The following is a 22,604-nucleotide window of genomic DNA, read 5'->3' on the forward strand; positions in this document are numbered from 1 at the left end:
CTCTTTGAGTCACTATTACAGAGTTTTAAACTTCCAGGGTGAGAATAGAGAATTGGTAGTTTTTAACGAGCATCTAGAAATTCTTAACTTTATGAAACGTAGAGATGAAGAAAAAGCCTCAGTTATGATGAGAAAACATCTTGAAACAGATTTAACTCATTTGAAAGAAATTTTTGCAAACCACTAAGATATTCCCACTAGAATATGAGCTTCTATAATTCGCTCTTTTCATTAAAAGAGTACATAGAAGTTGAATGTTATAAACTGTCGACAGCAGACACTTTAGTATTTTATTGATATGGGAGGATAATCAGTTGAAAACTATTATTCAAAACGGAACGATTGTTACCGCTACTGATTGTTTTAATGCAGATATTATGATCGATAAAGGAAAAATTACTGCTATTTCGGATCGCCTTTTTCCCGAAAAGGATGACTATGTAATTGATGCGAATGGACAATACATATTTCCAGGGGGTATAGATGTTCATACCCACCTCGCTTGGCCATTTCAAAGTGCTGGAACTGCAGATGATTTTGTAAGCGGTACCAGAGCAGCTGCAGCTGGTGGAATTACAAGCATCATCAACTTTACAAAGCCCAAAAAGGGTCAAACTATTCTAGATAACTTAAAAGAATGGAAGAAGAAGGGGGAAACTTCTTTAATAGATTATGGGTTTCATACAATTATAAGTGAATATAATGACCATGTTCTTGAGGAGCTTCCTATTTTAGCGAATCAAGAAGGTGTTACATCTATTAAATTGTTTATGGCTTATAAAGGTGAGTTAATGGTTAATGACCGAGAAATGTTTAAAATAATGAAAAAAGCTGGGGAAGTAGGAATCATTACGAATGTACATGCGGAGAATGGTGACATCATTGATGAATTAATTCAGGAGTCCATCTCGAAAGGTGATACCTCACCAATATTCCATGCTCACACACGCCCAGTGATAACAGAATCAGAAGCAACAGGGAGAGCACTTGCAATCGCAGAAGCAGCGAATGCCTCCATCTATATTGTCCATGTTAGCTGTGCAGATGCATTAGAAAAAGTAGAACAGGCAAAAAAGCGTGGAGTACAGGCATATGCAGAAACCTGTCCTCATTATTTGGTTCTTGACCAAAGTAAATTGCAATTACCTAACTTTGAAAGCGGGAAATATGTTTGCTCCCCTCCTCTTCGTGAAAAATGGAATCAGGAATATCTTTGGAAGGGAATATCCTCAGGCGTTATTTCAACTGTTGCATCTGACCATAGCCCTTTTCTATTTGAAGGACAAAAAACACTAGGCAAGGATAATTTTGCAAAGATTCCTAATGGAGTTCCTGGTATAGAAGATACTTTTTCTATTGTTTACCATTTTGGAGTTCATGAAGGAAGAATTTCTTTACAAAAGTTTGTAGAGATAATGTCTTCAGGTCCTGCAAAATTATTTGGGCTGTATCCAAAAAAGGGAAGTATCGCTGTTGGATTTGACGCAGATATTGTTTTATTTAATCCTAAAACTTCTAGAATTATTACAAAGGAAAAGCAATACCAAAATGTAGATTACAATCTTTATGAGGGTACAGTCGTTCAAGGAGCCATTACGCGAGTACTTTCCAGGGGCGAGGAAATTGTTCGTGATGGATATGTTATCGGTGAACAAGGGCGAGGACAGTATTTATTTAGGAAGAAAAATTCTAATTTACGAACAGGGGTTAATATCAGGTAGTACTCGTATCTAGTAATTTCACTAGTTACGTTTTGCTAAGCAAATATTAGAGGAGGTGATTATTGAAATTTACTTAAACGTTTTGAAAATAGCATAACTCTTTAACTTTTAAGTTGAAAAAGGAGGATTTTTATGCCAAAAGGTAGCTCAGGTCTGCAAGTCTCAGAACAATCACTTGGTTTAACAGCAAAACCAACAAATGTGCGTTGGCGTGTGTTTATTATGCTTCTCTTACTCGTCACAATTAACTATGTTGACCGTGCCGTACTATCAATTGCGATGCCGGCGGTCCAAAGTGATTTAGGCCTAGATCCTGCAATAGTCGGTATCATCCTTAGTTCCTTCTTTTGGGGATATGCTCTAATGCAAGTCCCATCAGGTTGGCTTGCGGACAAATATCGTCCAGATAAGGTAGTTTATGGCGCCGCCATAAGCTGGGGAATCGTTCAAACATTAACAGGCTTTATCATGGGTGCAAAATCATTAATTTTCCTAAGGGTTTTGCTAGGAATTACAGAAGCTCCAGTTATGCCGGGGGCCTCAAAGTTACAAGCCATATGGCTGAGTTCCAAAGAAAGAGGCCGTGGGGCTACTATTATTGATAGTGGTGCACCGTTAGGAACTGCCGTTGGAGGACCAATTATAATTGCTTTTATGGCATGGTTTGGAGGATGGCGCGGTGCATTAATTGGAGCTGGGATCCTTACTATCATCATAGCTTGGTTAGCATGGAGAGTTATAAAAGGGGGGCCAAATGCAAACCCAAAAGTAAACGAGGCAGAACGTGAATATATTCGAAAAGCTCTCGAGGAAGAGTATGAAGAACATAAACGTAATGCTTCTGGAGTAAAAATTGGTGCTAAAGATTACTTAAGAGCTCGCAATTTCTGGTGTATGTGTCTCGGCTGGTTTTCGTTTAACACAGTTTTTTACGGACTAATGACTTGGGGGCCATCTTATCTTGCAAAAACACAAAATTTAGATATTAAAGCAATTGGCGGATCGATATTAATCATTTTTGGCTCTGGCTTTATCGGGGAAATTATAGGCGGATTAATTACAGATAAGTGGCGCGATAAAGGTGGTAACTTTAATACAGTAATGAGGACGATGCTCTCAATTGCAGGTATCATGACGGCCATTTCAATTTTTCTCTTAAGCCGGTCTACTTCGGTAACGATGGCAATTACTACACTCTCAATTGCATTATTTTTTCTTCGTTGGGGTGGCTTATATTGGAGTATTCCTGCTGCAATCTCGCAAAGAGAGCATATTGGTACTGTTGGTGGATGCATGAATTTTGCTGGAAATATTGCGGGTATAGTAACCCCGATATATATCGGTATTATTGTTTCACTCACAGATTCCTATTTCTTGGCGTTAATGGTATTTGTTGTCGCAGGTCTCCTTTTAGCAACGGTGTCAAGCCTAATTAATTACAATAAAAAAATCGGGGTTGCTCATTAATTATTTAAGGAGGAATAATCATGATAAAAGAACCGAAAAAAATTGGAATGCTTACTCCCTCTTCAAACACAGTTCTAGAGCCAATTTGCTCGAAGATGTTATATCATGTTCCGGAGGTTACGTGCCATTATGGCCGATTCGAGGTTACGAAAATCTCATTAGAGCAGGATGCCTTGAGTCAATTTAATTTTGAACCTATGCTCCAGGCAGCTGAGCTGCTGGCACATGCAGAGGTTGATTTAATAGCTTGGAACGGAACGTCAGGCGGATGGCTTGGTTTCGAAATGGATCATGAACTATGTGAAGCGATTACAAAAAGAACAGGAATTCCGGCAACAACATCTATGTTATCCCAAGTAAGTGCATTTAAAGAACACAATATTAATACTGTGCACCTTGTAACACCATATATTCCAGAGATAAATAGATTAATTGCAGAACAATATAAAAAGCATTGCAATATTGAAACGATTAATGTTCAAGGACTTTCCCAAACAGTAAATCGTTCCTTTAGCCAAGTAGATCAAGGCAGAATCGAAGAAATGATACAAGCAGTAACTGCTTCTCCTGCTGATGCATTAAGTGTTGTATGCACAAATTTTCCTGCAGTAGATAAAGTTGAATATTATGAAGAAAAATATAATATTCCAATGTACGACACGATCAATGTACTTATGTGGGAATGCTTAAAAATGGTAGATGTAGATCCAAGGACTGTAAAAGGATGGGGAAAAGTATTTTCAAGGGAAAAGGTAAGCAGATAAAAAGAAATCTTTTGCTGAGCATTCAACCTGTGGGGGGTTGCAATGCTCTCTTCATTTACTAAGATAGAAAGTTTTATCATGAGTCTGTACAGCGATTTTCGTCTTCTCTGACGACTCCATACATTTTACAGGATAGAAGATTAGCTATCCCAACCCTTATAAGTATGCAATTTTCAATGTTCAGACTTCATATCTTAATTATAACACGTATGAAAATTATTTAAAGATTTCTGGGAAAATAGACCTTGTTCTTTAAGTTTAATAAAGGGAGGAAGTCAATGATATCTGTAACTTTTGTCAAAGGAGATCGATTAGCTTTAGGAATAAAAACAGACAAGGGAATATTAGACGTAGAAGCAGCAGCTAATAACTATCCATTCATTAATAATGTGCCTAAAACAGTTACAGAACTTATTAATCATGGAGAACATGCGCAAAAAGTTCTTTCGAGACTAATCGAAATTTCATTTATGGATGATTCATTATTCCATATGGAGGATTCGTTAATTTTTGGTCCTTGTGTACCAGAGCCTAATAAAATTATTTGTATTGGATTGAATTATAAAAAGCATGCAGTGGAGTGTAATTTACCTATCCCTCCAGCGCCAATATTGATTAGCAAATTTAATAATACACTTACTGCTCATGAAAAAGACATAACCTTGCCGAGCGTATCTTCTCAGGTAGACTATGAAGCGGAATTAGTTATAGTCATTGGTAAAAAAGCGAAAAAAATTAAAAAAGAAAATGCACTATCTGTAGTATATGGTTATTGTGCAGCGAATGATGTGTCTGCTCGTGATTTGCAATCGAAAAGTTCGCAATGGCTTTTAGGAAAATCTTGTGATGGTTTTTGTCCAATTGGTCCAAATTTGGTCAGTAAAGAAGAAATCGAAAATCCGAATGATTTAAGAATTATGTCTATTGTAAATGGAGTAATTCGTCAGGATTCAAATACTTCAGATATGATTTTTAACTGTGAAGAGATTATTAGTTATGTTTCTGAACATTTAACCTTACAGCCTGGAGACATTATTCTAACTGGAACTCCAGAAGGTGTCATAATGGGGCTTCCTGAAGTGGAAAGAGTATGGTTACAGGATGGGGACGAAGTAACTGTGAAAATTGAAAGATTAGGCATTCTAACAAATTATTTTAGGTCGGAAGAAGGTCAGGAACAATCTAGTTTGAATTACATGGAATCTAATATTAATTGACTCGAATAAATTTTTTTCATCAAAGGCTGTAATCTTTAATAAGATTACAGCTTTTTTACTATAATTCTTATTAGGAATTAGTTATATTACCGGAAATTCAAGCAATGGTGTTCTTAGTTTAGTTATTTTATTTATTATCTGTTGAATCCTTTTGCTGGGTATACCGAATTAAGTAAAGTTTGTATCAAAGCACTAGGGTGTATATCAAGTTAGTAAATAAAGCTTAATGTATAGGGGACTGATATTCCATTTTGAGGAATGCAGCCTTTAACTTTATTCATATTCCACCTGTAAATAACATTTAAGCTATGAATATATTCAAAAATTGTAATTGATATTATTCAAAATAAGTCGTATAGTAGTTTTGGGATGATTGAAGGGCTTACATAAATAGTTGTTTAGTAACAGGATAACTATTTAATAGTATTTTAAGATGTTTTTAATTGCCTTTGTGAAAAATCACACAAGACATAAATTTCCTTCAGTTGATAGTAAAAATATTTATTTTGTAAAGGGGTAGTGAACATGACTGCAACGCTTACACAACCAAAACCTGAACAAGAGCATGTGTCGTATCAAGAGAAACTTGATATTCTTGATCAGCTTTTAAAACCTGAGGTACAGGAATCCTTAACAACATTAGTAGAGCAGCTGCCAAAGCTAACAGAGCTAGTAAATATTTTAAACAAATCATATGACTTCGCTCAATCAGTGGCAACTGATGATGTATTAAAGAATGATACAGTAAGTGCAATCGCTGAAATGGCAGGTCCAGTTAAGGACACTGTTAAAAGTATTGCAGCTACTGCTATTGAAGCAAAAGATCGTGCGGATGAAAGCCATGAAGTGATCGGTTTATTTGGCGTATTAAAAATGCTGAAAGACCCTCAAGCCCAAAAGCTTTTCCGTTTCGTTAATGCTTATCTTCAAATCTCTGGAGAAAAGAATAGCCAACAAAGATAAGTTCTTTTAATACAACTAGTAAGGACGGGATGATACATGTCAAAACATATTGTGATCTTAGGGGCAGGTTATGGCGGAGTTCTTTCAGCTTTAACTGTTCGCAAATACTTAAATAGTGAAGAAGCCTATGTTACTGTAGTAAATCAATATCCAACACACCAAATTATTACTGAGCTGCACCGTCTTGCAGGGGGAACAATTGCAGAAAAGGCTATTTCTATGCCGTTAGAAAAGGTTTTCAAAGGCAAAGATATTAACTTGAAAATTGCTAAGGTTGACTCATTCTCTGTTGACGAAAAGGCAGTAAAGCTTGATGATGGTTCCACATTAAAATATGACGTACTTGTTGTTGCTCTAGGAAGCAAAACTGGTTACTTTGGTATTCCAGGACTAGAGGAAAACAGCATGGTATTAAAATCAGTCGAAGATGCTAATAACATTTACAATCATATTGTTGGAAAAATTGAAGAATACAGCAAAACTCGAAATGAAGCAGATGCAACGATTGTTATTGGCGGCGGCGGATTAACTGGCGTTGAGCTAGTTGGTGAAATCGTTGATAATATGCCAAAAATCGCAAAAAAATATGGAGTAGATCCGAAAGAATTGAAAATCAAGCTTGTTGAAGCTGGTCCAAAAATTCTTCCGGTTTTACCTGATCACTTAATCGAACGTGCTACTGCAAGTCTTGAAGCTCGTGGTGTAGAATTCTTGACAGGTCTTCCTGTAACGAATGTAAATGGAAATGAGATCGACCTTAAAGACGGATCAAAAATTGTTGCCAATACATTTGTATGGACAGGCGGAATCCAAGCACTTCCGATTGTTGAACAATCTGGTCTTGCATGTGATCGCGGTCGTGCAACTGTTAATGAAAATCTTCAATCACCTTCTCATCCTGATGTATTTGTTGTTGGAGACAGTGCAGTTGCCTTCCCAGCAGAAGGCGGTCGTCCATATGCGCCAACCGCACAAAATGCATGGCAAATGGGAGAACTTGTTGGTTATAATTTATTCGCACTTCTTAAAGACAAGACATTTGATACATTTGCACCAGTAAATTCAGGTACTCTTGCAAGCCTTGGCCGTAAAGATGCTGTAGCAACAATCGGTGCTAACGAAACTTCACTTAAAGGACTGCCTGCGTCTATCATGAAGGAAGCAAGTAATGTTCGCTACTATTCACATATTAAAGCTTTGTATGCATTAGCATACTAAGGCATAATAAAAAAATGAAGCTGCCAAAACCATCACGGTTAGCAGCTTCATTTTATTTTTCTATAAATTTTCTCCCTTTTCCTCAAACAGCTTAATAATATTCACAATCGTATTTACTGCCTTTTCCATATTATCAACGGAAATATACTCAAATTTACCGTGATAGTTTTCGCCGCCAGTAAAAATATTTGGAGTTGGCAGTCCCATATAGGAAAGCTGTGAGCCATCAGTGCCGCCGCGGATTGGTTTTACAATTGGGGCAATATCCAGCATTTCCATTGCCTCGTGTGCAATATCAACGATTTCTTTAACAGGTTCGATTTTTTCCTTCATATTATAATACTGATCCTTCATTTCAAGAAGGATTTTGTCTTGTCCATATTTTTGCTTGAGCTCCTGAACAATGGCTTCCATTTTTGCTTTTCTAGCATTGAATTTATCCTTATCAAAATCACGTATGATGTAACTTAGCTTTGTTTCTTCCACATCTCCATTAAAAGAAAGAAGATGGTAGAAACCCTCATACCCATCAGTAAATTCAGGAGCCTCATTAACAGGAAGCTTCGAGTTGAATTGTATCGCTATTTTTGTTGAATTCACCATTTTCCCTTTAGCAGTTCCAGGGTGAATATTATTTCCTTTAATGGTAACTTTTGCAGCAGCAGCATTGAAGCTTTCATACTCGAGTTCCCCAAGAGGTCCTCCGTCTACTGTATATGCATATTTTGCATTGAAGGCCGCCACATCAAATTTATGAGGCCCTCTGCCAATTTCCTCATCAGGGGTAAAAGCCACTCTTATTTTGCCGTGCTTTATTTCGGGATGTTGAATGAAGTATTCCATTGCCGTCATAATCTCAGCAATTCCCGCCTTATTATCAGCACCAAGAAGAGTGGTTCCATCTGTTGTAATTAAAGTATGGCCTTTATATTGGTTTAAGCTTGGAAAATCCTTTGGTGAGAGAACAATTTGTAAATCTTTATTTAAGATAATATCATTACCATCATAATTCTCGTGAATTTGGGGTTTTACATTTGCTCCGGTAAAATCAGTTGCTGTATCCAGATGAGCCAAAAATCCAATTGTAGGCACTGACTTTTCAGAATTGGCGGGTAAAGTCGCCATTACATACCCATTCTCATCAATCGATACTTCTTCCATTCCGATTGACTTTAATTCTTCGACTAATAAATTCGCCAAGGTTAGCTGACCTTGTGTGGAAGGGCATGTTTCATTCGCTTCATTAGATTGCGTATCAATTTTCACATATGTAGTAAATCTTTTAATTATTTCACTTTTCAATCTCAACAACTCCTTTGTATGGTACTATTACCATTTTATCACTCCAATCTATAAAAGTATAAGATAGACAGCTTTATATTGAAAAATGCCCATTCTTAAATAAATTTAGTGTATAATGATTGAATATTTCAATTTAAGCTAAAAAAGGAGATTTACATAATGAGGCAAGATCCTATTCAGTTGATTGAACAAAATCGCGAAGAAATTCTCCAAACCTATCAAGAACTTCATCAGCTTGCTGAACCAAGCTGGCAAGAGGAAAAAACCTCATCATATATTCGTGAAAAGCTAATAAATGCAGGGTTAAAGGTTAAAACGTATCAAGACCATTTTGGTTTAGTCACCGAGATTCAAGGGGAATCAAAGGATGTCATCGCCCTTCGTGCAGACATGGACGCATTAGTCCAGGAGGTAGATGGGGAGGTTCGTGCAAATCATTCATGTGGGCATGATGGACACAGTACAATGGCCCTCTATACGGCACTTGTCTTAGCTAAATCAGGGCAACGCTTTAAACACACTATCCGTTTTATTTTCCAGCCTGCCGAGGAAAAAGCAGAAGGTGCTCTGAAAATGATTGAAGAAGGGGCTTTAAAAAATGTCAAATTCCTAGGCGGGATTCATTTACGCCCATTAATTGAAATTCCTTTTCAAAAGGCCGCACCCGTCATTCTTCATGGATCTTCAGCAACGATTAAAGGTGTCATTAAAGGTGTGCAAGCACATGCAGCAAGACCTGAGGAAGGGAATAACCCGATTGAAGCAGCTGCTATGTTAATTCAGGCAATTCGCCAAATCCGTTTAAAAGATAATCACAAATATTCTATTAAAATTACAGAGCTTCATGGTGGAGAAGCTTCTAATTCAATTCCAGAAACTGTACAATTTACATTTGATTTAAGAGCTGAGACAAATGAAACGATGACAAAGCTAATTAATAAAGCCGAACACATAATGCAAAAAATGGCGGAACTTACTGAAACAGAGATTGAGTCAAATCTTGTCGAGTATTCCCCAGCTGCTGTAAAAAGTCCTAAAGCGATTGAACTAGGAAAGCATGCGATTATTTCCATCCTTGGAGAAGATAACTTCGAACAAGCTTGCCATTCTCCTGGAGCAGAGGATTTCCACTTTTATACGTTAAAAAATCCAGACATTTCTGCAACCATGATTGGATTAGGATGCGACCTCGAGCCAGGGCTTCATCATCCGAAAATGAAATTTAATCTTGAAGCACTAATTTATGGTGCAAAGATCTTAACAAATCTGTTAATAAAGGCAGATAAAAAGCAGTGGTAAGAAATCATGTGTTCAAGAATAAAAATAATAGAAGTTTTTAGTTTTTTCTTTAACTTAGAGACCTTTCTAACTTGTTTAGAAGGTCTTTCTTAATTACAAAANNGCGTACTAAACTGTATCAAATAAGAAAATCAGCCATGCTATGAAATATTTTTGCTAGAATCTAATGGTTTTTTCTTTCTTTTCCGTAAAAAAGCAATCATTAGTAATAACAGAGGGATTAAGGTTTGAATAAGGATTGCATAAAAAGGAAATCCCTTTACTGTATATTGACTATATTCCATCGTGCTAGGCAATGACCAAAAGCTAAATTGTACAATCAAAATTCCTATGGGCCATACAATAGGCCGGTAATCCGTAAGGTTCAGCCATTGGGCAGTTCCTAAAGCAACGGCATAGAAAAACATAGAGATTTTGACGAATGCCCCTACAATCCATACAGCCATAATAACAGACTCCAAATTTTCGAAGAAATCAGCAAGACTAATGTATCGACTTGCTACCATTAGAGGGTAAGCCTTAGTAGCTGTTGTTTTACCTAATACAAAAAGGACAATAAGATTTACGACAACTAACGTCACCATTACGACAAAAACAGTCATTATCCCGTATTTCATTCCTTTTTTCATATCTGTTAAAAAAGGAAGAAGAAAAATAATCAGAAAAAATTCTGAGAACCATCCAAATGGCACGATCGCACCTTTGAAAGGAGGGATAATTCCTCTCTCTAATATCGGCAGTAAATTGCTAAGTTCAAAATCGCGGCTTAAAAGTATGATAAGAATAATGAGTGGAATTACAAAAATAGGAAAAAGAAATTGGGCAACTCTACCTACTACTTCTAAACCTCCGTGTACGGAAAAAGCGCAAAGGAGTACCATCATAGAGATTATTAAACTAATCGGGGTTTTGAACAGAAAGGAGCCTACAATAAATTCTGCGTATACTCTGACGCTAACCCCCGTGGTAAGTAGGTAAAAAGACAAAATGAAAAAATCGAGAATTTTTCCCGGATATCGGCCAATGATGTGTTCGCTAAATTGGAAAATCGTTTGACCCGGATAAAGTTTGTGCAAACCAACAGTTATATAAACAGTCACAAATCCGACTATAGACGCCAAAATGGGTGACAGCCATAGGTCTTGTTGGGCATATTTGGCGGTAAGGCTTGGAACAGATAGGATAGCGGTAGCGACTATCGTAGGATACATCAACATGGCCATCTGGAGGGATGAAATTTTGCCTTTCTCCATCATTTTTCTCCTTTGCTAAATACTATTGAAAATGAAATCATGACGAGATCATAGCAGTTGCTTTTTTAATAACTGTTCAAACGTTTTAGATGGTGTTCTTTCCCAATTTGCTTAATAGAATACAATTACATCGTTATGAAATATTAGCTTGAATGAAATTTCTTTCTATTTCTTTTCCGTATAACCCCAATGACTAATAAAAACAGTGGAATAATGGTTTGCACGATAGCTCCATAGAAAGGGAAAATCAAGTTAGTATAATTAAGGGTCATCGTGTTAGGTAACGACCAAAAGCTTAATTCTAAAGTGAGAATTCCAATTGGCCATATAATTGGCCGGTAGTCTGAGAGATTTAGCAATTGTGCTGTACCTAAAGCAACGGCATAATAAATCACGGAAATTTTAACAAATGCACCTACAATCCAAATGGCCATAACGACGGAATCCAAATTTTCGAAAAAGTCAGCGAAGCTAATGTATCGACTTGCAAGCATCAGAGGATAAGCCTTAGAGGCTGTTGTTGTACCGAGTACAAGAAGAACGATAAGATTCACCACAACTAACGTCACCATCACGCTAAAAACCGTTATTATCCCGTATTTCATTCCTTTTTTTATATCAGCTAAAAAGGGCAGCATGAAAATGATTAGAAAAAACTCCGTAAACCATCCACCAGGTACAATTGCCCCCTTGAGAGCTGGATAGATTCCGCTCTCTAATATTGGGAGTATGTTTCCAAGTTCAAAATTAGGACTTATTAAGAAGATTAAAATGATAAGCGGTATAAAAAAAATCGGAAAAAGTAATTGGGCAACTCTCCCTAAAACTTCTAAACCTCCGTACACGACAATAGCACATAGGAGTACCATCATAGACATGATGATACTAATCGGGGTTTTGTGCAGAAAGGAGCTGACAATAAATTCACCGTACTCTCTGACGATTTGTCCATTAATTTGGATATAAAAAAATAATATGACAAAACTAATAATTTTTCCCGGGAATCGGCCAATGATCTGTTCAATGGTTTGGACAAAGGTGAAATTTGGATAAAGCCTTTGCAAACGTATAGCTATATAGACTGTCAAAAACCCGGTAATAGACGCAAAAACAGGTGACAGCCATAGATCTTGTTTCGCATATTTAGCGGTAATGCTTGGAACAGAAAGGATGGCGGTAGCGACTATCGTAGGATACATCAACATTGCCATCTGAAGAGATGAAATTTTGCCTTTCTCCATCATTTTTCTCCTTTGTTAGAACGTATCGAAAAACAATCATGTTTGTCATCACGGGATTTACTTTTCCATGAACTGTCCGAATGGCTTAAAAAGAGCATTTATCCATGTTGTGGGCCCATTAATATGTGGGAGATCGAACATCGATAACACTAAACCGATAAGGAGGAGTACAATAAGTGTACCTTTGTCTTTTGTAGGTTTTTGTTTCATTTTAGGCCATTGAAACAAAAGGATTACAAAGATAATTACAGCTGTACTAAAGAAGCCTTCCCACCTCACTTTTTATTCACCTCATTTTCAATTCCATTGGTATATTAATATTGCCCTCCCTGCGAATATGACCTTCAACGTCGATTTCTACTTTTACTTCTGAAAATTGCTCATCCCAACGATGTTTTACCCTTTTCCATTCTTTAGGGTATTTATGATGGAATTCTTTGGCGAAACCAACAATATCCGCTTTTAGATCATACTGTGCCTCCTTGATAGCCGATTCGATTCGTTTTTTAATATCTTTTGCATATGCTTTTTCTGCAATTTTTAATGATTTTGGATTGGAAAGGTTTAAATTCGTACGGTTTTGCACAATGGCACCTTCTGTTTTTACCTTTATTGTCATTTTCCACTTCTCATCTTTAATTTGAGGAATTAGATTGATTTGGACTGATACTGGATTTAAAGACAAGTCCCCTCTTTTACCTTGAGGTTTTGCGGTAACGGTATATTCTTTTATTTCATCCCTTAACCATAAGATACCTCTTGTTTTATGTGCAGAAATCGATCCAACCATTTTGTCTTTTTTAAATACTGCTGTTCCTGAAATTTTTGGAAACTGACGGGACTTTTCTTTACTTTTTTTCTCAGTTTCAATTTTAATATATGGAAGAGCAGCTGCTTGAGCTTCGCTCATAAGCATTTCATCTAAGTCCTGTAATGTGGTCTTCATCCCAATACTTAATTTAACTATTTCCCGAACTGTTTCCGCAGAAAAGCGTTCTAGTCTAGTCTGTAATTGAAGGATATTCTTTGCTTTTCCTTTACTGACAAACACAAATGCTCTTTCTCTTGGCTGTGGATGACGGAGCAGGAAATCTAAATGATCTCGTATTCCTTCCCTCGCTAAATCTTCCCCGAAAATAAACACTTTACATTGTCCCCAAAATATTTTACGAGGTAATTCACCTTGAAGCTTTGATAGGGCGTCTGCAATATTGACTCCTTTATGAGAAGTTGACACTGTTGTAGCTCCTCCTCCTCCTTGCCCCGCTTGAGCGCCTCCACTACTTAATGCTTTAGGAACAAAAATTTGGATGGATAGTTCAATTTGATTGTCTTCCTTTTTATCAATTGCTGCAGCAGTGACAAGCGCTAAATCATTAATTTCCCATCGATCCCAGCAGCCGGTTAACAAAAGAAGCATTCCGCCAAAAGAAATCAATAGAAGGAATTTTTTTAGATAAAGATTCCTTTGTCCTTTCTTTAACATTGTTGATCACCTTCATCCATTAATTTTCCGATTCGCCGCCTCTTTTTGGATTCGGTTCCATACCTGAAGTCTGTCGATATATATTCGATTCCCCAGTAAGGTGCGGACGTTTATCCATCATCCATAAAGGGGATCTCCACAGAACATCCCTGAGTTCATGGCCTTTAAGTGGTGCTAAAGGTGCTAGATAGGGTTCACCAAAGGAACGCAAGCTGCATAAGTGAATCACTATAGCCAAAATTCCCATCACGACACCAAGCAATCCAAAAGTACCGGCAAGAAAAATAATCGGAAATCGTATCATTCGGATAGCAATTCCGGCTATATAGCGAGGGATCATAAAAGAAGCAATTCCTGTAATTGCTACGACAATGACCATTGGTGCTGAAACGATTCCTGCTTGAACGGCTGCTTGACCAATTACGAGTGCTCCAACAATACTGATAGCTGCACCAACTTGTTTCGGTAAGCGAACTCCTGCCTCACGAAGTGCTTCAAACGTAATTTCCATAATTAACACTTCTACTAAGGCGGGGAATGGGACTGCTTCCCTGGAAGCTGCAATACTAAGGAGCAGTGCTGTTGGTACCATCTCTTGATGGAACGTCGTAACAGCTACATACAAGGAAGGAAGTAAAAGGGACATACCAAAAAAAAGATAACGTAACCATCGGATAAAACTGCTAATTATAAAGCGCTGATAAAAATCCTCCTGAGATTGAAGCAAAGAAAAAAAGGAAATTGGCGCAACTAAGCAGAAGGGTGTTCCTTCCACCAAAATAGCAGCACGACCTTCTAATAAATTCGCACATACAATATCTGGCCGTTCTGTTGACAAAAATTGCGGGAATGGTGAATAAGGATTATCCTCAATCATTTCCTCGATATATTCACTCTCCAATATCCCATCAATCTGGATCCTTTGAAGACGGTTATTTATTTCTTCTATCAGTGTTTTGTCCGCTAACTCATTAATATAAGCTAGTGCAACGGTTGTTTTTGTGTAAGTTCCGATTTTCAATGTTCGTATTTTTAATGCAGGGCTTTTAATAATTCTCCTTAATTGTGATGTGCTCACCTGCAATGATTCCGTAAAGCCTTCACGCGGACCTCTTATTCCAGACTCTGCTGATGGTTCCTCAATACTTCTCTTTTCCCATTTTGCTAAACCTAAGGAAAATCCGTCTTTTTCCCCTTCAAATAATAGAATTGGTTTACCCGATGAGATTGATTCAATACAATCAGCCAATAATTGGACTCTATTTACTTTAGAAACCGGAAGTTTTTGTTCTAGGAATTTATCAATAGTCTTAGATTCATGATCGACCTCCTGCATAAGAGGGGAGAGAACATATTTTTCAATGCTATCATTATCTGAAAGCCCTTCAATAAAAATGATTAAAGCTTTTTTCTTTCCAAAAAGTAAGAAGTGCCGAAATACAACATCAAAACAGTTTTCATAAATTGAACGAAAAACTTCTTCATTTGCACTTAAATTATATTGGAGTGGATCCTGAGGCTTGGATTCATGATTCATATTTTGGAATTGAACCTTTTTATCTTTTGATTTCCTTAATAATTTATTTACATTACGAATCAAGCTCGCTCGTTCCCTCCACTATTTTTGGCGGCTACTCTAACTCTTATTTCTAAGATTCTTCATTTAGGTGTTTTTATACTATTAATCACAAAATTAACATATGGGCTTTTTTTGTTGAATTTTTTTTATATTACTCCAATTTTTTTAATATTCCAAATTAGTGAATCTGTCCCCTTAGAAAAGTGGGAGATTGGTGTTACTTTGCTAACATCAAAATTAAACGGTGTAAAAAGGGTATTCTTATATATTTCTATCTCAGTCTTTTGTAACTGCCATGGCTGATGGTGGATTTCTAAGCAATAGATATTGCTGCCATTATTTGAACTAAAAAAACAATAGCGTTCAGTAAGAAAGTGATCGAGTGTCCCTTCTTTAGGCAAATAAACTTCTTCTAGTGGTTTGTATATTCCATCAATAGTGATCTCGTTTTTGGCTTTTCTTTTACGGATGCTTTCAAAATGAAAGCTTTGACCCTGTTTTTCGATTGAAATTTGTGCAGAATGATAAGGCAGACGAAGCCATCTTTTTGCTATTGTATAAGAAGCCCAATCGCAGACATCTAGGGAAAGGAAATAAATACCGCTTTCTCCATTACACTTTACATATGTACGCACATTAATTTCTTGAAATTTAGGCAGGATTGAAATGTTGGGCAAGCCTCGAGGATAAATGCCGTCCATAACAAAAACAATTATTCCCAACCAAGCAGATCCATTAAATGTGTCAATTTCTAAAGATGCTGGAATATGCTTACGCAATTTTTCAGATGGAATAGGCCAATGAATAAACAATAGGTCTCTCCATGTCTGTCGCATAATCCAATTTTTTGAGGGTAATGGAAAAGGTCTGTGTAAAGTATTATTAATTAACTTCATTAAAAATTCTCCAATTGACATTTTTTCTTCTTAGTCTTTTCTCCAATGAAAGTTTTCATGCAATGCCGATTATATTATTTACCTAATTTGGAAATACTAGGACATACTAAATGGATTTTTTATTTGATTTTGGAGTAGAAAAATGTCGAATATATTAACTTATATGACTTTTGCTATGATCGTAATATTTTTTGTCCTTTTTTTATTTATACTTTTCGGTTGGCGTTGGTTGATGAAACGGATGGTAAAGAAAATGGGCAAAATTATTTTAACGGATAGCTATCAAGAAAATATTATTGAAATGTTACCTGGATTCAGGCATATGGGCATTCAAAATGTGCTTGAAAATAGTTTGCGTGCAGAATCGGGTGATATCTTACACCGGCCACTTGGTTCTTCGAAAAAATGGCCTCATTTAGAGCCAATTACCTTTATCCCTGCACAAACGACTCCATTTCCTGTCGATGGTGAAGAGGAAGTAGATGTTCAAGTAACTATAGGACCTAAAGCAAAAAAACCATTGAAAATTAAAATCCCTCTGATCATTAGTGGAATGGCTTATGGTATCGCACTTAGTGAACAAGTGCGGTTATCTTTAGCGGAGGCAGCTAAAAATGTAGGAACTGCGATTAATTCTGGAGAAGGGCCAATCCTTCCAGAAGAATTAGATAAAGCAGGAAAGTACATTCTACAGTTTTCAAAAACAGAATGGTCAAAGGATAAAAGTATCTTGAAGAAGGCTAATATGATTGAGATTAAATTGGGGCAAGGCGCATTATTTGCCATGGGCGGAAAGATATCACCGAATAATTTATCTCCTCGTGCTATTGAATTAATGGGGCTGAAAGAAAACGAACAGGCAGTTATCTATGAAAATTTTTTTGATAATCAAACGCTGGACGATCTTAAACAGCTTGTGAAGGATTTACGCAAATTAACCGGTGGCGTTCCAATAGGTGTAAAAATGGGTGCAGGCGGAAAAATTGAAGAAGATATTGATCATTTAATAGAAATGGGTGTTGACTATATTGCTATTGATGGCGGACAAGCGGCTACTCATGGTGCACCACCCATTTTATCTGATGATTTTGGTATACCGACCTTGCATGCGATTGTTAGGGCAGCTAATCACCTTGAAAAGAGAAACATGAGGGGTCATATTAGTTTAATTGCCTCCGGAGGGCTCTTTGTACCCGGACAGTTTTTGAAAATGCTTGCACTCGGAGCAGATGCTGTCTATTTAGGATCTGTCATGTTGTTTACTGTCGCTCATAATCAAATATTGAACGCGGTTCCATTTGAACCGCCTACTCAAGTTGTTTGGAATGACGGAAAGTTCAAGGATCAATTTAAGATCGAAGATGGCGTTCAAGCTGCAGAGAAATTCTTAACAGCCAGTACAGAGGAAATAAAAATGGCATTAAGGGCTATGGGAAAACGATCTTTAAAAGAGTTGTCAAAAAAAGATTTAGTGTCCTATGATAATCTGACCGCACAAATAATCGGAATTCCGTTTTCATTTGAACCATGGGAAAATTGAAGCTTTACTTGATGTTGGGAAGTGTATTTGTTGAACGTACTAAACTTTTTAACTTTTGTCATGATTGCATTGTTATTTGTCATATTTTTTTTCATGCTAATTGCTTGGCGCTGGCTTACAAAAAAAATCGTAAAGCAATTTGGGAAAATCATTTTTACAGATAGTTATCAAGAAAATATTATCGAGATGATACCAGGGTTTAGACATATGGGCATTCAAAATGTCCTTGAAAATAGCTTGCGAGCAGAAAAAGGCAAAGTCCTTTTTCGGCCACTTGGAGGTTCTTCTAAAAAATGGCCGAATCTTGACCCGATTACATTTATCCCCGCACAAACCACACCATTTCCAATTGATGGGGAAGAAGAAGTAGATGTAACTGTTACGATTGGACCAAAAGCGAAAAAACCAATGAAAATAAAAATTCCGCTTATGATTAGCGGGATGGGATATGGAATCGCACTTAGTGAACAAGTGCGACTTTCATTGGCGTCAGCTGCAAATAATGTAGGAACAGCGATTAACTCGGGTGAAGGTGGAATTCTGCCTGAAGAATTAAATACAGCTGGGAAATATATTTTACAGTTTGCTAAAACAGAATGGGCAAAGGAAGAAGCCGTTATAAAGCGGGCAGATATGATTGAAATTAAATTAGGACAAGGTGCAGTATACGGGATGGGGAGAAAAATTTCGCCCGAAGAAATAACCGGTCGTGCACGAGAAATATTAGGCCTTAAGGATAATGAAGAAGCTGTAATTAGTGATAACTTTTTTGAAAATCAAACATTAGAGGATTTGAAAGAACTTGTATATGACCTAAGGGAGTTGACAGACGGAGTTCCCATCGGGGTCAAAATTGGAGCAGCCGGAAAAATTGAAGAGGATATTGATCATATCATTGAAATGGGTGTTGATTTTATTGCGATTGATGGCGGACAAGCAGCCATGCACGGAGCACCACCGATATTATATGATGATTTTGGAATTCCGACACTGCATGCGATTGTCCGGGCTGTTAATCATTTAGAAAAGAGAAATGTGAAGGGGCAGATTAGTTTGATTTTTTCAGGAGGGCTATTAGTACCAGGGCACTTTTTAAAAGTACTTGCCCTCGGAGCAGATGCTGTCTATTTAGGTTCAGCGATGCTGTTTACTGTCGCTCATAATCAAATATTAAATGCCGTTCCCTTTGAACCGCCTACACAAATTGTATGGAATAACGGAAAGTTCAAGGATCAATTTAAGATTGAAGACGGAGTGCAAGCAGCAGAAAAATTTTTAACTGCAAGCACCGAAGAAATGAAAATGGCTTTAAGAGCAATGGGAAAACGCTCATTAAAAGAACTGTCAAGAAATGATTTAGTCTCTTATGATGAGCTGACTGCCCGAATGATTGGCATACCATTTTCGTTTGAGCCCTGGAACAAAAATGAATAACCAAAGGCGCCTATATTTCATTAACATTTAAATTTGGAGCCTTTTGGTTATGTTTACCCATATAGAGGCTTGGCAAATTGTGATAAATATTTAGTATTTAATCTGCTATGCTGAGATATTAAATAGGCAGATCTTGTTGCGTTTTTCCTCCTAAGTGTATTGAGGGTTTTAATCATCTCTTCTTCCGTTTTAATTCCAATTCCATGACCAAAATATAAACCATCTCCTAAATAAACAGCATTTTCACCTGTCCATACTGGGTGCCCATAATCGGGATTAAAAAAGTAGACAACATCCCCTGGGATAAAATCACTTCCTATTTTTGTAACTATACTTAAATCTGAGTCATAGTTCCAATCCCAAACAAGGAGCCTCTGGAATAAAGTATTGAAATAACTGACTGAAATCAAATCAAGCACTGCTTTATAATAAATAAATACAATAGCGGTTGAACATTCAAATGCGTATTCCTTCCCATTTTTAAATACATCTTTAATTGCATCGGATGGCTGGATTGAGGGATTAAGTAAATAGCCGTATTTGATTTTCGTCCAAATTCTCGGATTAAATTTAGATGTAATAAATGGAGTAAATGTTGCTTCGCTTTTTTGAAGGTCTTTCGCTGCTAAAATAATATGCTTCCTTAATCGTATATCAAAAAGCAATTCATGTAAGGAATCATATTGATGAATGGAAGGGCTGCTTTCTAAAGCGATAAATATCTCCCTTTCCGTCCCCTGAAAGTTGCTTTGATTAGGCTTTATTTCATAACTTGAAATAATAATCAATTAAATAAGTCTCCTTTCACAAAAGGTATTAATTGGTTCTTGTTGTGTTCTCTTCAGTTGGCGAAAATAATTTACTTTACAAAAGGATCATTTCAATGCTAATTTATTTAAATAATATGATACTGTAAAGGGGGGTATGAGCATTGAGAATGAATAAAGAAATTATTAAGTTTCTAAGAAAGAGTTATGAGATGAATCAGCGAGATTTTGCAAAGATTGTCAGCTGCAGTTTCTCGCTTATTGCATTAGTAGAAGTAGGTAAACGAAGAGTAACCGCTGAGTTAGAAGAAAAAATTAAAAAAGCGTTTGATTTAGATGATCAGCAGATTCAATCCATCGCTTCTCTTGTGTCTGAGATTAGTAAGGGAGTACCTCCATTTATGTAAATAAACCGCTTGAATTTATAAATATATTTATTTTCGTTTACTCATCTTATGCTGCATGTCCATAACCCAAAATTAGGCTATGGCCGTGTCACCTCAAACCTTCCTACATAATTAATCGTCTTCAAAAATGAATGAAGCATCCAGCCTTCGGTTAAATTAGAATAGAGCAATTACTTGCTCAACTAATCGTGGTGGGAGTGATGTATCATGGCTAGAAACAAACTTTTAGTACCTGGTGTTGAAAATGCATTAGATCAAATGAAATATGAGATAGCAGGCGAGTTTGGAGTTCAACTTGGTGCAGATACAACCGCACGAGCAAATGGTTCAGTTGGCGGCGAAATGACAAAGCGTCTTGTCGCTATGGGACAGGAGCAGCTGAAGAATCAGCAAGGACAGTAATAAGATTGATAAGGCAGGGACCCTTCTTTGGAGGGTCTCTTTTATTCGTTTTAATTAGTAATAGTTCCCTTTTCTAGATAATTACCCAAGAATTTATATATTGCTTTGAATTCTATTTAATGGGTGTGAAAATATGTAGAAGAAAATGAGGAGGAACAAAATTGAATATGAATGTAATACCAAATACTATTGATATGAATGACGAAAGGATTCGACCATTTGGATTTGGAGGATTTGGAGGGTTCGGCCGCCCAGGCTTTGGCTTTGGGTTTGGCGGACCATTCTTTGGATTCGGTTTTCCGTTTTTAGGAGGATTAGATTTAGGAGCAGCACTTGGTGGAGGATGGGGAGGATATGGTTATCCATACTATCCATACTATCCACCTTATCCTTTTTACCCGCCTTATGGATACTGGTATTAAGTAAAAGTGAAATGTTCAAGGGGGATGCTCCCATAAGAACTTCAATTGAAGTTTTATGGCTGCCTCTTTTTATTTATCCTCCCATTCCTCATAAATCACAATTCCGCCAGTTAGGTCAATTTGATTTCGCTCCCCTTTGTAATATAGCTTGCCATCCTCGTTTACAATCAAGTTCTCATAAGTAAAAACATGATCCCCAGATGGCAGCTGAATAATGATTTTTTCACCAAGCACTTTTTTTGGTGCCTCAATCTTAATTAAGCTTTGAGAATAAAAATAAAGGGCAGTAAAAGCTGAAATACATAAGGAAAAGAACAGAATGAAGCGTTTTATTACAATATATGATTTTTCAGAATACCTTTGTGACCTCGACATTCTTCTTTCATGCCTCCTGTTAAGAAAAGACTAATCTCCTGAGTATCGTATGCATGAAGAATTACGAAGATGACAGAAAAAGGCTAAAGTTTAGGAATCTAAGTAACACTTAAAATAGTTATTTGAAAATTATTTTATAAAAATTGAAACATTTTCCTCCAATCATCCGTAAGTAAGGTAGAGTACAAATAAATAGATTATTAAAGGGGGGGTACGAATGGCTGTTATCATGAAAAGGAAAGGGCCTGAATAGTGATGGAGATATTTGGAGTCGGTATCCAAACAATCTATTTGTATACGCTTATTATTTCGGGGAGTTTAATTATCTTATACTTATTTTTCGGTGATGTGATCGAAGGGATATCTGAAGCAGCTGGGTTCCTTAATCCGGTACTAGTTTTAGCATTTTTAACTTTTTTATCAGCAATCGGATATGTGCTTGAAGCTGTAACAGGACTAAACAGTATCCTAATAATGGTCATTGCTGCAATTGTTTCTATCATATTAGATACCCTGCTAAATGTATTTGTTCTTATTCCATTAGCCAATTCTGAGGAGTCGCTTGTGTACACAGAGGATTCTTTGAAAGGGAGATTGGGGAATGTCATTATTCCAATTCCAGAGAATGGATTTGGCGAGGTTTTGATTGAAAGTATTAGCGGCAGGATTTCTAAGCCTGCTGCTAGCTTCGATAACAAAATCATAGAGGAAGGAAAAAAAGTTCTTGTGATCGACATTAAAGATGGGGTTCTTTATGTTGTGCCACAAAATGAATACTAGATTGGAGGAAAATTTATGCTCACGATTTGGATTGTAATTGGAATTGCAGCCTTTTTATTAATTGCTTTATT

Annotated in this window: 22 protein-coding genes; 14 read left to right on the forward strand and 8 right to left on the reverse strand. The window is 36.8% G+C overall.

All coding sequences use genetic code 11. The features are described 5' to 3' along the window. The 7 genes from V7149_RS15545 to V7149_RS15575 form a co-directional block, all read left to right on the forward strand. Positions 1 to 187: FCD domain-containing protein (locus tag V7149_RS15545; RefSeq protein ID WP_335346521.1), on the forward strand; the 187-nt coding region annotated here is incomplete at its 5' end. A gap of 127 nt (positions 188 to 314) precedes the next feature. Continuing rightward, positions 315 to 1,721 carry a dihydropyrimidinase gene (gene hydA / locus V7149_RS15550; RefSeq protein ID WP_335346522.1) on the forward strand — a complete coding sequence of 469 codons (1,407 nt, stop codon included), beginning with the start codon at positions 315 to 317 and terminating at the stop codon, positions 1,719 to 1,721. Positions 1,722 to 1,853: 132 nt separating this feature from the next. Next, on the forward strand, positions 1,854 to 3,188 hold the full coding sequence (locus V7149_RS15555; protein WP_335346523.1) for an MFS transporter: 1,335 nt from the start codon (positions 1,854 to 1,856) through the stop codon (positions 3,186 to 3,188). A gap of 20 nt (positions 3,189 to 3,208) precedes the next feature. Next, the gene (locus V7149_RS15560) at positions 3,209 to 3,952 is read left to right on the forward strand and encodes a maleate cis-trans isomerase family protein (protein ID WP_335346524.1); all 744 of its coding nucleotides are present in this window, start codon (positions 3,209 to 3,211) and stop codon (positions 3,950 to 3,952) included. Between the two features lie 278 nt (positions 3,953 to 4,230). Then, the gene (locus V7149_RS15565) at positions 4,231 to 5,169 is read left to right on the forward strand and encodes a fumarylacetoacetate hydrolase family protein (RefSeq protein ID WP_335346525.1); all 939 of its coding nucleotides are present in this window, start codon (positions 4,231 to 4,233) and stop codon (positions 5,167 to 5,169) included. A 525-nt stretch (positions 5,170 to 5,694) separates the two neighbouring features. Continuing rightward, on the forward strand, positions 5,695 to 6,132 hold the full coding sequence (locus V7149_RS15570; RefSeq protein WP_335346526.1) for a DUF1641 domain-containing protein: 438 nt from the start codon (positions 5,695 to 5,697) through the stop codon (positions 6,130 to 6,132). A gap of 36 nt (positions 6,133 to 6,168) precedes the next feature. Continuing rightward, positions 6,169 to 7,350 carry an NAD(P)/FAD-dependent oxidoreductase gene (locus tag V7149_RS15575; RefSeq protein ID WP_335346527.1) on the forward strand — a complete coding sequence of 394 codons (1,182 nt, stop codon included), beginning with the start codon at positions 6,169 to 6,171 and terminating at the stop codon, positions 7,348 to 7,350. Positions 7,351 to 7,410: 60 nt separating this feature from the next. Here V7149_RS15575 and pepT read toward each other — a convergent pair whose 3' ends face one another. Further along, positions 7,411 to 8,652: a peptidase T gene (gene pepT, locus V7149_RS15580; protein ID WP_335346528.1), complete on the reverse strand. Its 1,242-nt coding sequence runs from the start codon at positions 8,650 to 8,652 to the stop codon at positions 7,411 to 7,413. A gap of 159 nt (positions 8,653 to 8,811) precedes the next feature. Between pepT and V7149_RS15585 the strand changes: the two genes are divergently transcribed. Then, positions 8,812 to 9,951: an amidohydrolase gene (locus V7149_RS15585; RefSeq protein ID WP_335346529.1), complete on the forward strand. Its 1,140-nt coding sequence runs from the start codon at positions 8,812 to 8,814 to the stop codon at positions 9,949 to 9,951. A gap of 140 nt (positions 9,952 to 10,091) precedes the next feature. On the opposite strand, the gene V7149_RS15590 is transcribed toward V7149_RS15585, so the two are convergent. The 5 genes from V7149_RS15590 to V7149_RS15610 all read right to left on the reverse strand — a co-directional run bounded on the left by V7149_RS15590 (position 10,092) and on the right by V7149_RS15610 (position 16,406). Then, positions 10,092 to 11,204, reverse strand: coding sequence for a GerAB/ArcD/ProY family transporter (locus V7149_RS15590; RefSeq protein WP_335346530.1), 1,113 nt, complete (start codon positions 11,202 to 11,204; stop codon positions 10,092 to 10,094). A 143-nt stretch (positions 11,205 to 11,347) separates the two neighbouring features. Further along, positions 11,348 to 12,445, reverse strand: a complete 1,098-nt coding sequence (locus V7149_RS15595; protein WP_335346531.1) for a GerAB/ArcD/ProY family transporter — start codon at positions 12,443 to 12,445, stop codon at positions 11,348 to 11,350. Positions 12,446 to 12,731: 286 nt separating this feature from the next. Beyond that, on the reverse strand, positions 12,732 to 13,931 hold the full coding sequence (locus V7149_RS15600; RefSeq protein WP_335346532.1) for a Ger(x)C family spore germination protein: 1,200 nt from the start codon (positions 13,929 to 13,931) through the stop codon (positions 12,732 to 12,734). A gap of 19 nt (positions 13,932 to 13,950) precedes the next feature. Beyond that, positions 13,951 to 15,468, reverse strand: coding sequence for a spore germination protein (locus tag V7149_RS15605; RefSeq protein WP_335346538.1), 1,518 nt, complete (start codon positions 15,466 to 15,468; stop codon positions 13,951 to 13,953). Positions 15,469 to 15,656: 188 nt separating this feature from the next. Then, a complete protein-coding gene (locus V7149_RS15610; RefSeq protein ID WP_335346533.1) occupies positions 15,657 to 16,406 on the reverse strand; it encodes a YqjF family protein in 750 nt (249 codons plus the stop codon). A 142-nt stretch (positions 16,407 to 16,548) separates the two neighbouring features. On the opposite strand from V7149_RS15610, the gene V7149_RS15615 reads away from it, so the two are divergent. Next, complete coding sequence (locus tag V7149_RS15615) at positions 16,549 to 17,946, forward strand: FMN-binding glutamate synthase family protein (RefSeq protein ID WP_335346534.1); 1,398 nt, start codon at positions 16,549 to 16,551, stop codon at positions 17,944 to 17,946. 60 nt (positions 17,947 to 18,006) lie between these two features. Then, complete coding sequence (locus V7149_RS15620; RefSeq protein ID WP_438824122.1) at positions 18,007 to 19,380, forward strand: FMN-binding glutamate synthase family protein; 1,374 nt, start codon at positions 18,007 to 18,009, stop codon at positions 19,378 to 19,380. A 53-nt stretch (positions 19,381 to 19,433) separates the two neighbouring features. Here the strand turns inward: V7149_RS15620 and V7149_RS15625 are convergent, their stop codons facing one another. Continuing rightward, entirely contained in the window at positions 19,434 to 20,168 is a 735-nt protein-coding gene (locus V7149_RS15625) for a protein-glutamine gamma-glutamyltransferase (protein ID WP_335346536.1), read from the reverse strand. A gap of 149 nt (positions 20,169 to 20,317) precedes the next feature. Between V7149_RS15625 and V7149_RS15630 the strand changes: the two genes are divergently transcribed. From V7149_RS15630 to V7149_RS15640, 3 genes are all read left to right on the forward strand, one after another. After that, on the forward strand, positions 20,318 to 20,554 hold the full coding sequence (locus V7149_RS15630; RefSeq protein ID WP_066290188.1) for a helix-turn-helix domain-containing protein: 237 nt from the start codon (positions 20,318 to 20,320) through the stop codon (positions 20,552 to 20,554). Positions 20,555 to 20,761: 207 nt separating this feature from the next. Next, positions 20,762 to 20,956, forward strand: coding sequence for a small, acid-soluble spore protein, alpha/beta type (locus V7149_RS15635; RefSeq protein ID WP_438824031.1), 195 nt, complete (start codon positions 20,762 to 20,764; stop codon positions 20,954 to 20,956). Positions 20,957 to 21,123: 167 nt separating this feature from the next. Continuing rightward, positions 21,124 to 21,378, forward strand: coding sequence for a hypothetical protein (locus V7149_RS15640; protein ID WP_335346540.1), 255 nt, complete (start codon positions 21,124 to 21,126; stop codon positions 21,376 to 21,378). A gap of 69 nt (positions 21,379 to 21,447) precedes the next feature. Here V7149_RS15640 and V7149_RS15645 read toward each other — a convergent pair whose 3' ends face one another. Further along, entirely contained in the window at positions 21,448 to 21,753 is a 306-nt protein-coding gene (locus V7149_RS15645; RefSeq protein ID WP_335346537.1) for a hypothetical protein, read from the reverse strand. A 255-nt stretch (positions 21,754 to 22,008) separates the two neighbouring features. Here V7149_RS15645 and V7149_RS15650 point away from each other — a divergent pair, with 255 nt between their 5' ends. Continuing rightward, on the forward strand, positions 22,009 to 22,533 hold the full coding sequence (locus tag V7149_RS15650; RefSeq protein ID WP_335346541.1) for a hypothetical protein: 525 nt from the start codon (positions 22,009 to 22,011) through the stop codon (positions 22,531 to 22,533). Positions 22,534 to 22,604 lie beyond the last annotated feature (71 nt).

The organism is Bacillus sp. JJ1503 (genome assembly GCF_036965125.1).
In the GTDB taxonomy this organism is placed as follows: Bacteria; Bacillota; Bacilli; order Bacillales; family Cytobacillaceae; genus Cytobacillus.

What these genes read in the sequence shown, in the direction of transcription:
- V7149_RS15555 (WP_335346523.1), top strand. Translation starts at nt 1,854, where the DNA reads ATGCCAAAAGGTAGCTCAGGTCTGCAAGTCTCAGAACAATCACTTGGT.
- V7149_RS15560 (WP_335346524.1), top strand. Translation starts at nt 3,209, where the DNA reads ATGATAAAAGAACCGAAAAAAATTGGAATGCTTACTCCCTCTTCAAAC.
- V7149_RS15565 (WP_335346525.1), top strand. Translation starts at nt 4,231, where the DNA reads ATGATATCTGTAACTTTTGTCAAAGGAGATCGATTAGCTTTAGGAATA.
- V7149_RS15570 (WP_335346526.1), top strand. Translation starts at nt 5,695, where the DNA reads ATGACTGCAACGCTTACACAACCAAAACCTGAACAAGAGCATGTGTCG.
- V7149_RS15575 (WP_335346527.1), top strand. Translation starts at nt 6,169, where the DNA reads ATGTCAAAACATATTGTGATCTTAGGGGCAGGTTATGGCGGAGTTCTT.
- V7149_RS15585 (WP_335346529.1), top strand. Translation starts at nt 8,812, where the DNA reads ATGAGGCAAGATCCTATTCAGTTGATTGAACAAAATCGCGAAGAAATT.
- V7149_RS15590 (WP_335346530.1), bottom strand. Translation starts at nt 11,204, where the DNA reads ATGGAGAAAGGCAAAATTTCATCCCTCCAGATGGCCATGTTGATGTAT.
- V7149_RS15595 (WP_335346531.1), bottom strand. Translation starts at nt 12,445, where the DNA reads ATGGAGAAAGGCAAAATTTCATCTCTTCAGATGGCAATGTTGATGTAT.
- V7149_RS15600 (WP_335346532.1), bottom strand. Translation starts at nt 13,931, where the DNA reads ATGTTAAAGAAAGGACAAAGGAATCTTTATCTAAAAAAATTCCTTCTA.
- V7149_RS15605 (WP_335346538.1), bottom strand. Translation starts at nt 15,468, where the DNA reads ATGAATCATGAATCCAAGCCTCAGGATCCACTCCAATATAATTTAAGT.
- V7149_RS15610 (WP_335346533.1), bottom strand. Translation starts at nt 16,406, where the DNA reads ATGAAGTTAATTAATAATACTTTACACAGACCTTTTCCATTACCCTCA.
- V7149_RS15615 (WP_335346534.1), top strand. Translation starts at nt 16,549, where the DNA reads ATGTCGAATATATTAACTTATATGACTTTTGCTATGATCGTAATATTT.
- V7149_RS15620 (WP_438824122.1), top strand. Translation starts at nt 18,007, where the DNA reads ATGATTGCATTGTTATTTGTCATATTTTTTTTCATGCTAATTGCTTGG.
- V7149_RS15630 (WP_066290188.1), top strand. Translation starts at nt 20,318, where the DNA reads ATGAATAAAGAAATTATTAAGTTTCTAAGAAAGAGTTATGAGATGAAT.
- V7149_RS15635 (WP_438824031.1), top strand. Translation starts at nt 20,762, where the DNA reads ATGGCTAGAAACAAACTTTTAGTACCTGGTGTTGAAAATGCATTAGAT.
- V7149_RS15640 (WP_335346540.1), top strand. Translation starts at nt 21,124, where the DNA reads ATGAATGTAATACCAAATACTATTGATATGAATGACGAAAGGATTCGA.
- V7149_RS15645 (WP_335346537.1), bottom strand. Translation starts at nt 21,753, where the DNA reads ATGTCGAGGTCACAAAGGTATTCTGAAAAATCATATATTGTAATAAAA.
- V7149_RS15650 (WP_335346541.1), top strand. Translation starts at nt 22,009, where the DNA reads ATGGAGATATTTGGAGTCGGTATCCAAACAATCTATTTGTATACGCTT.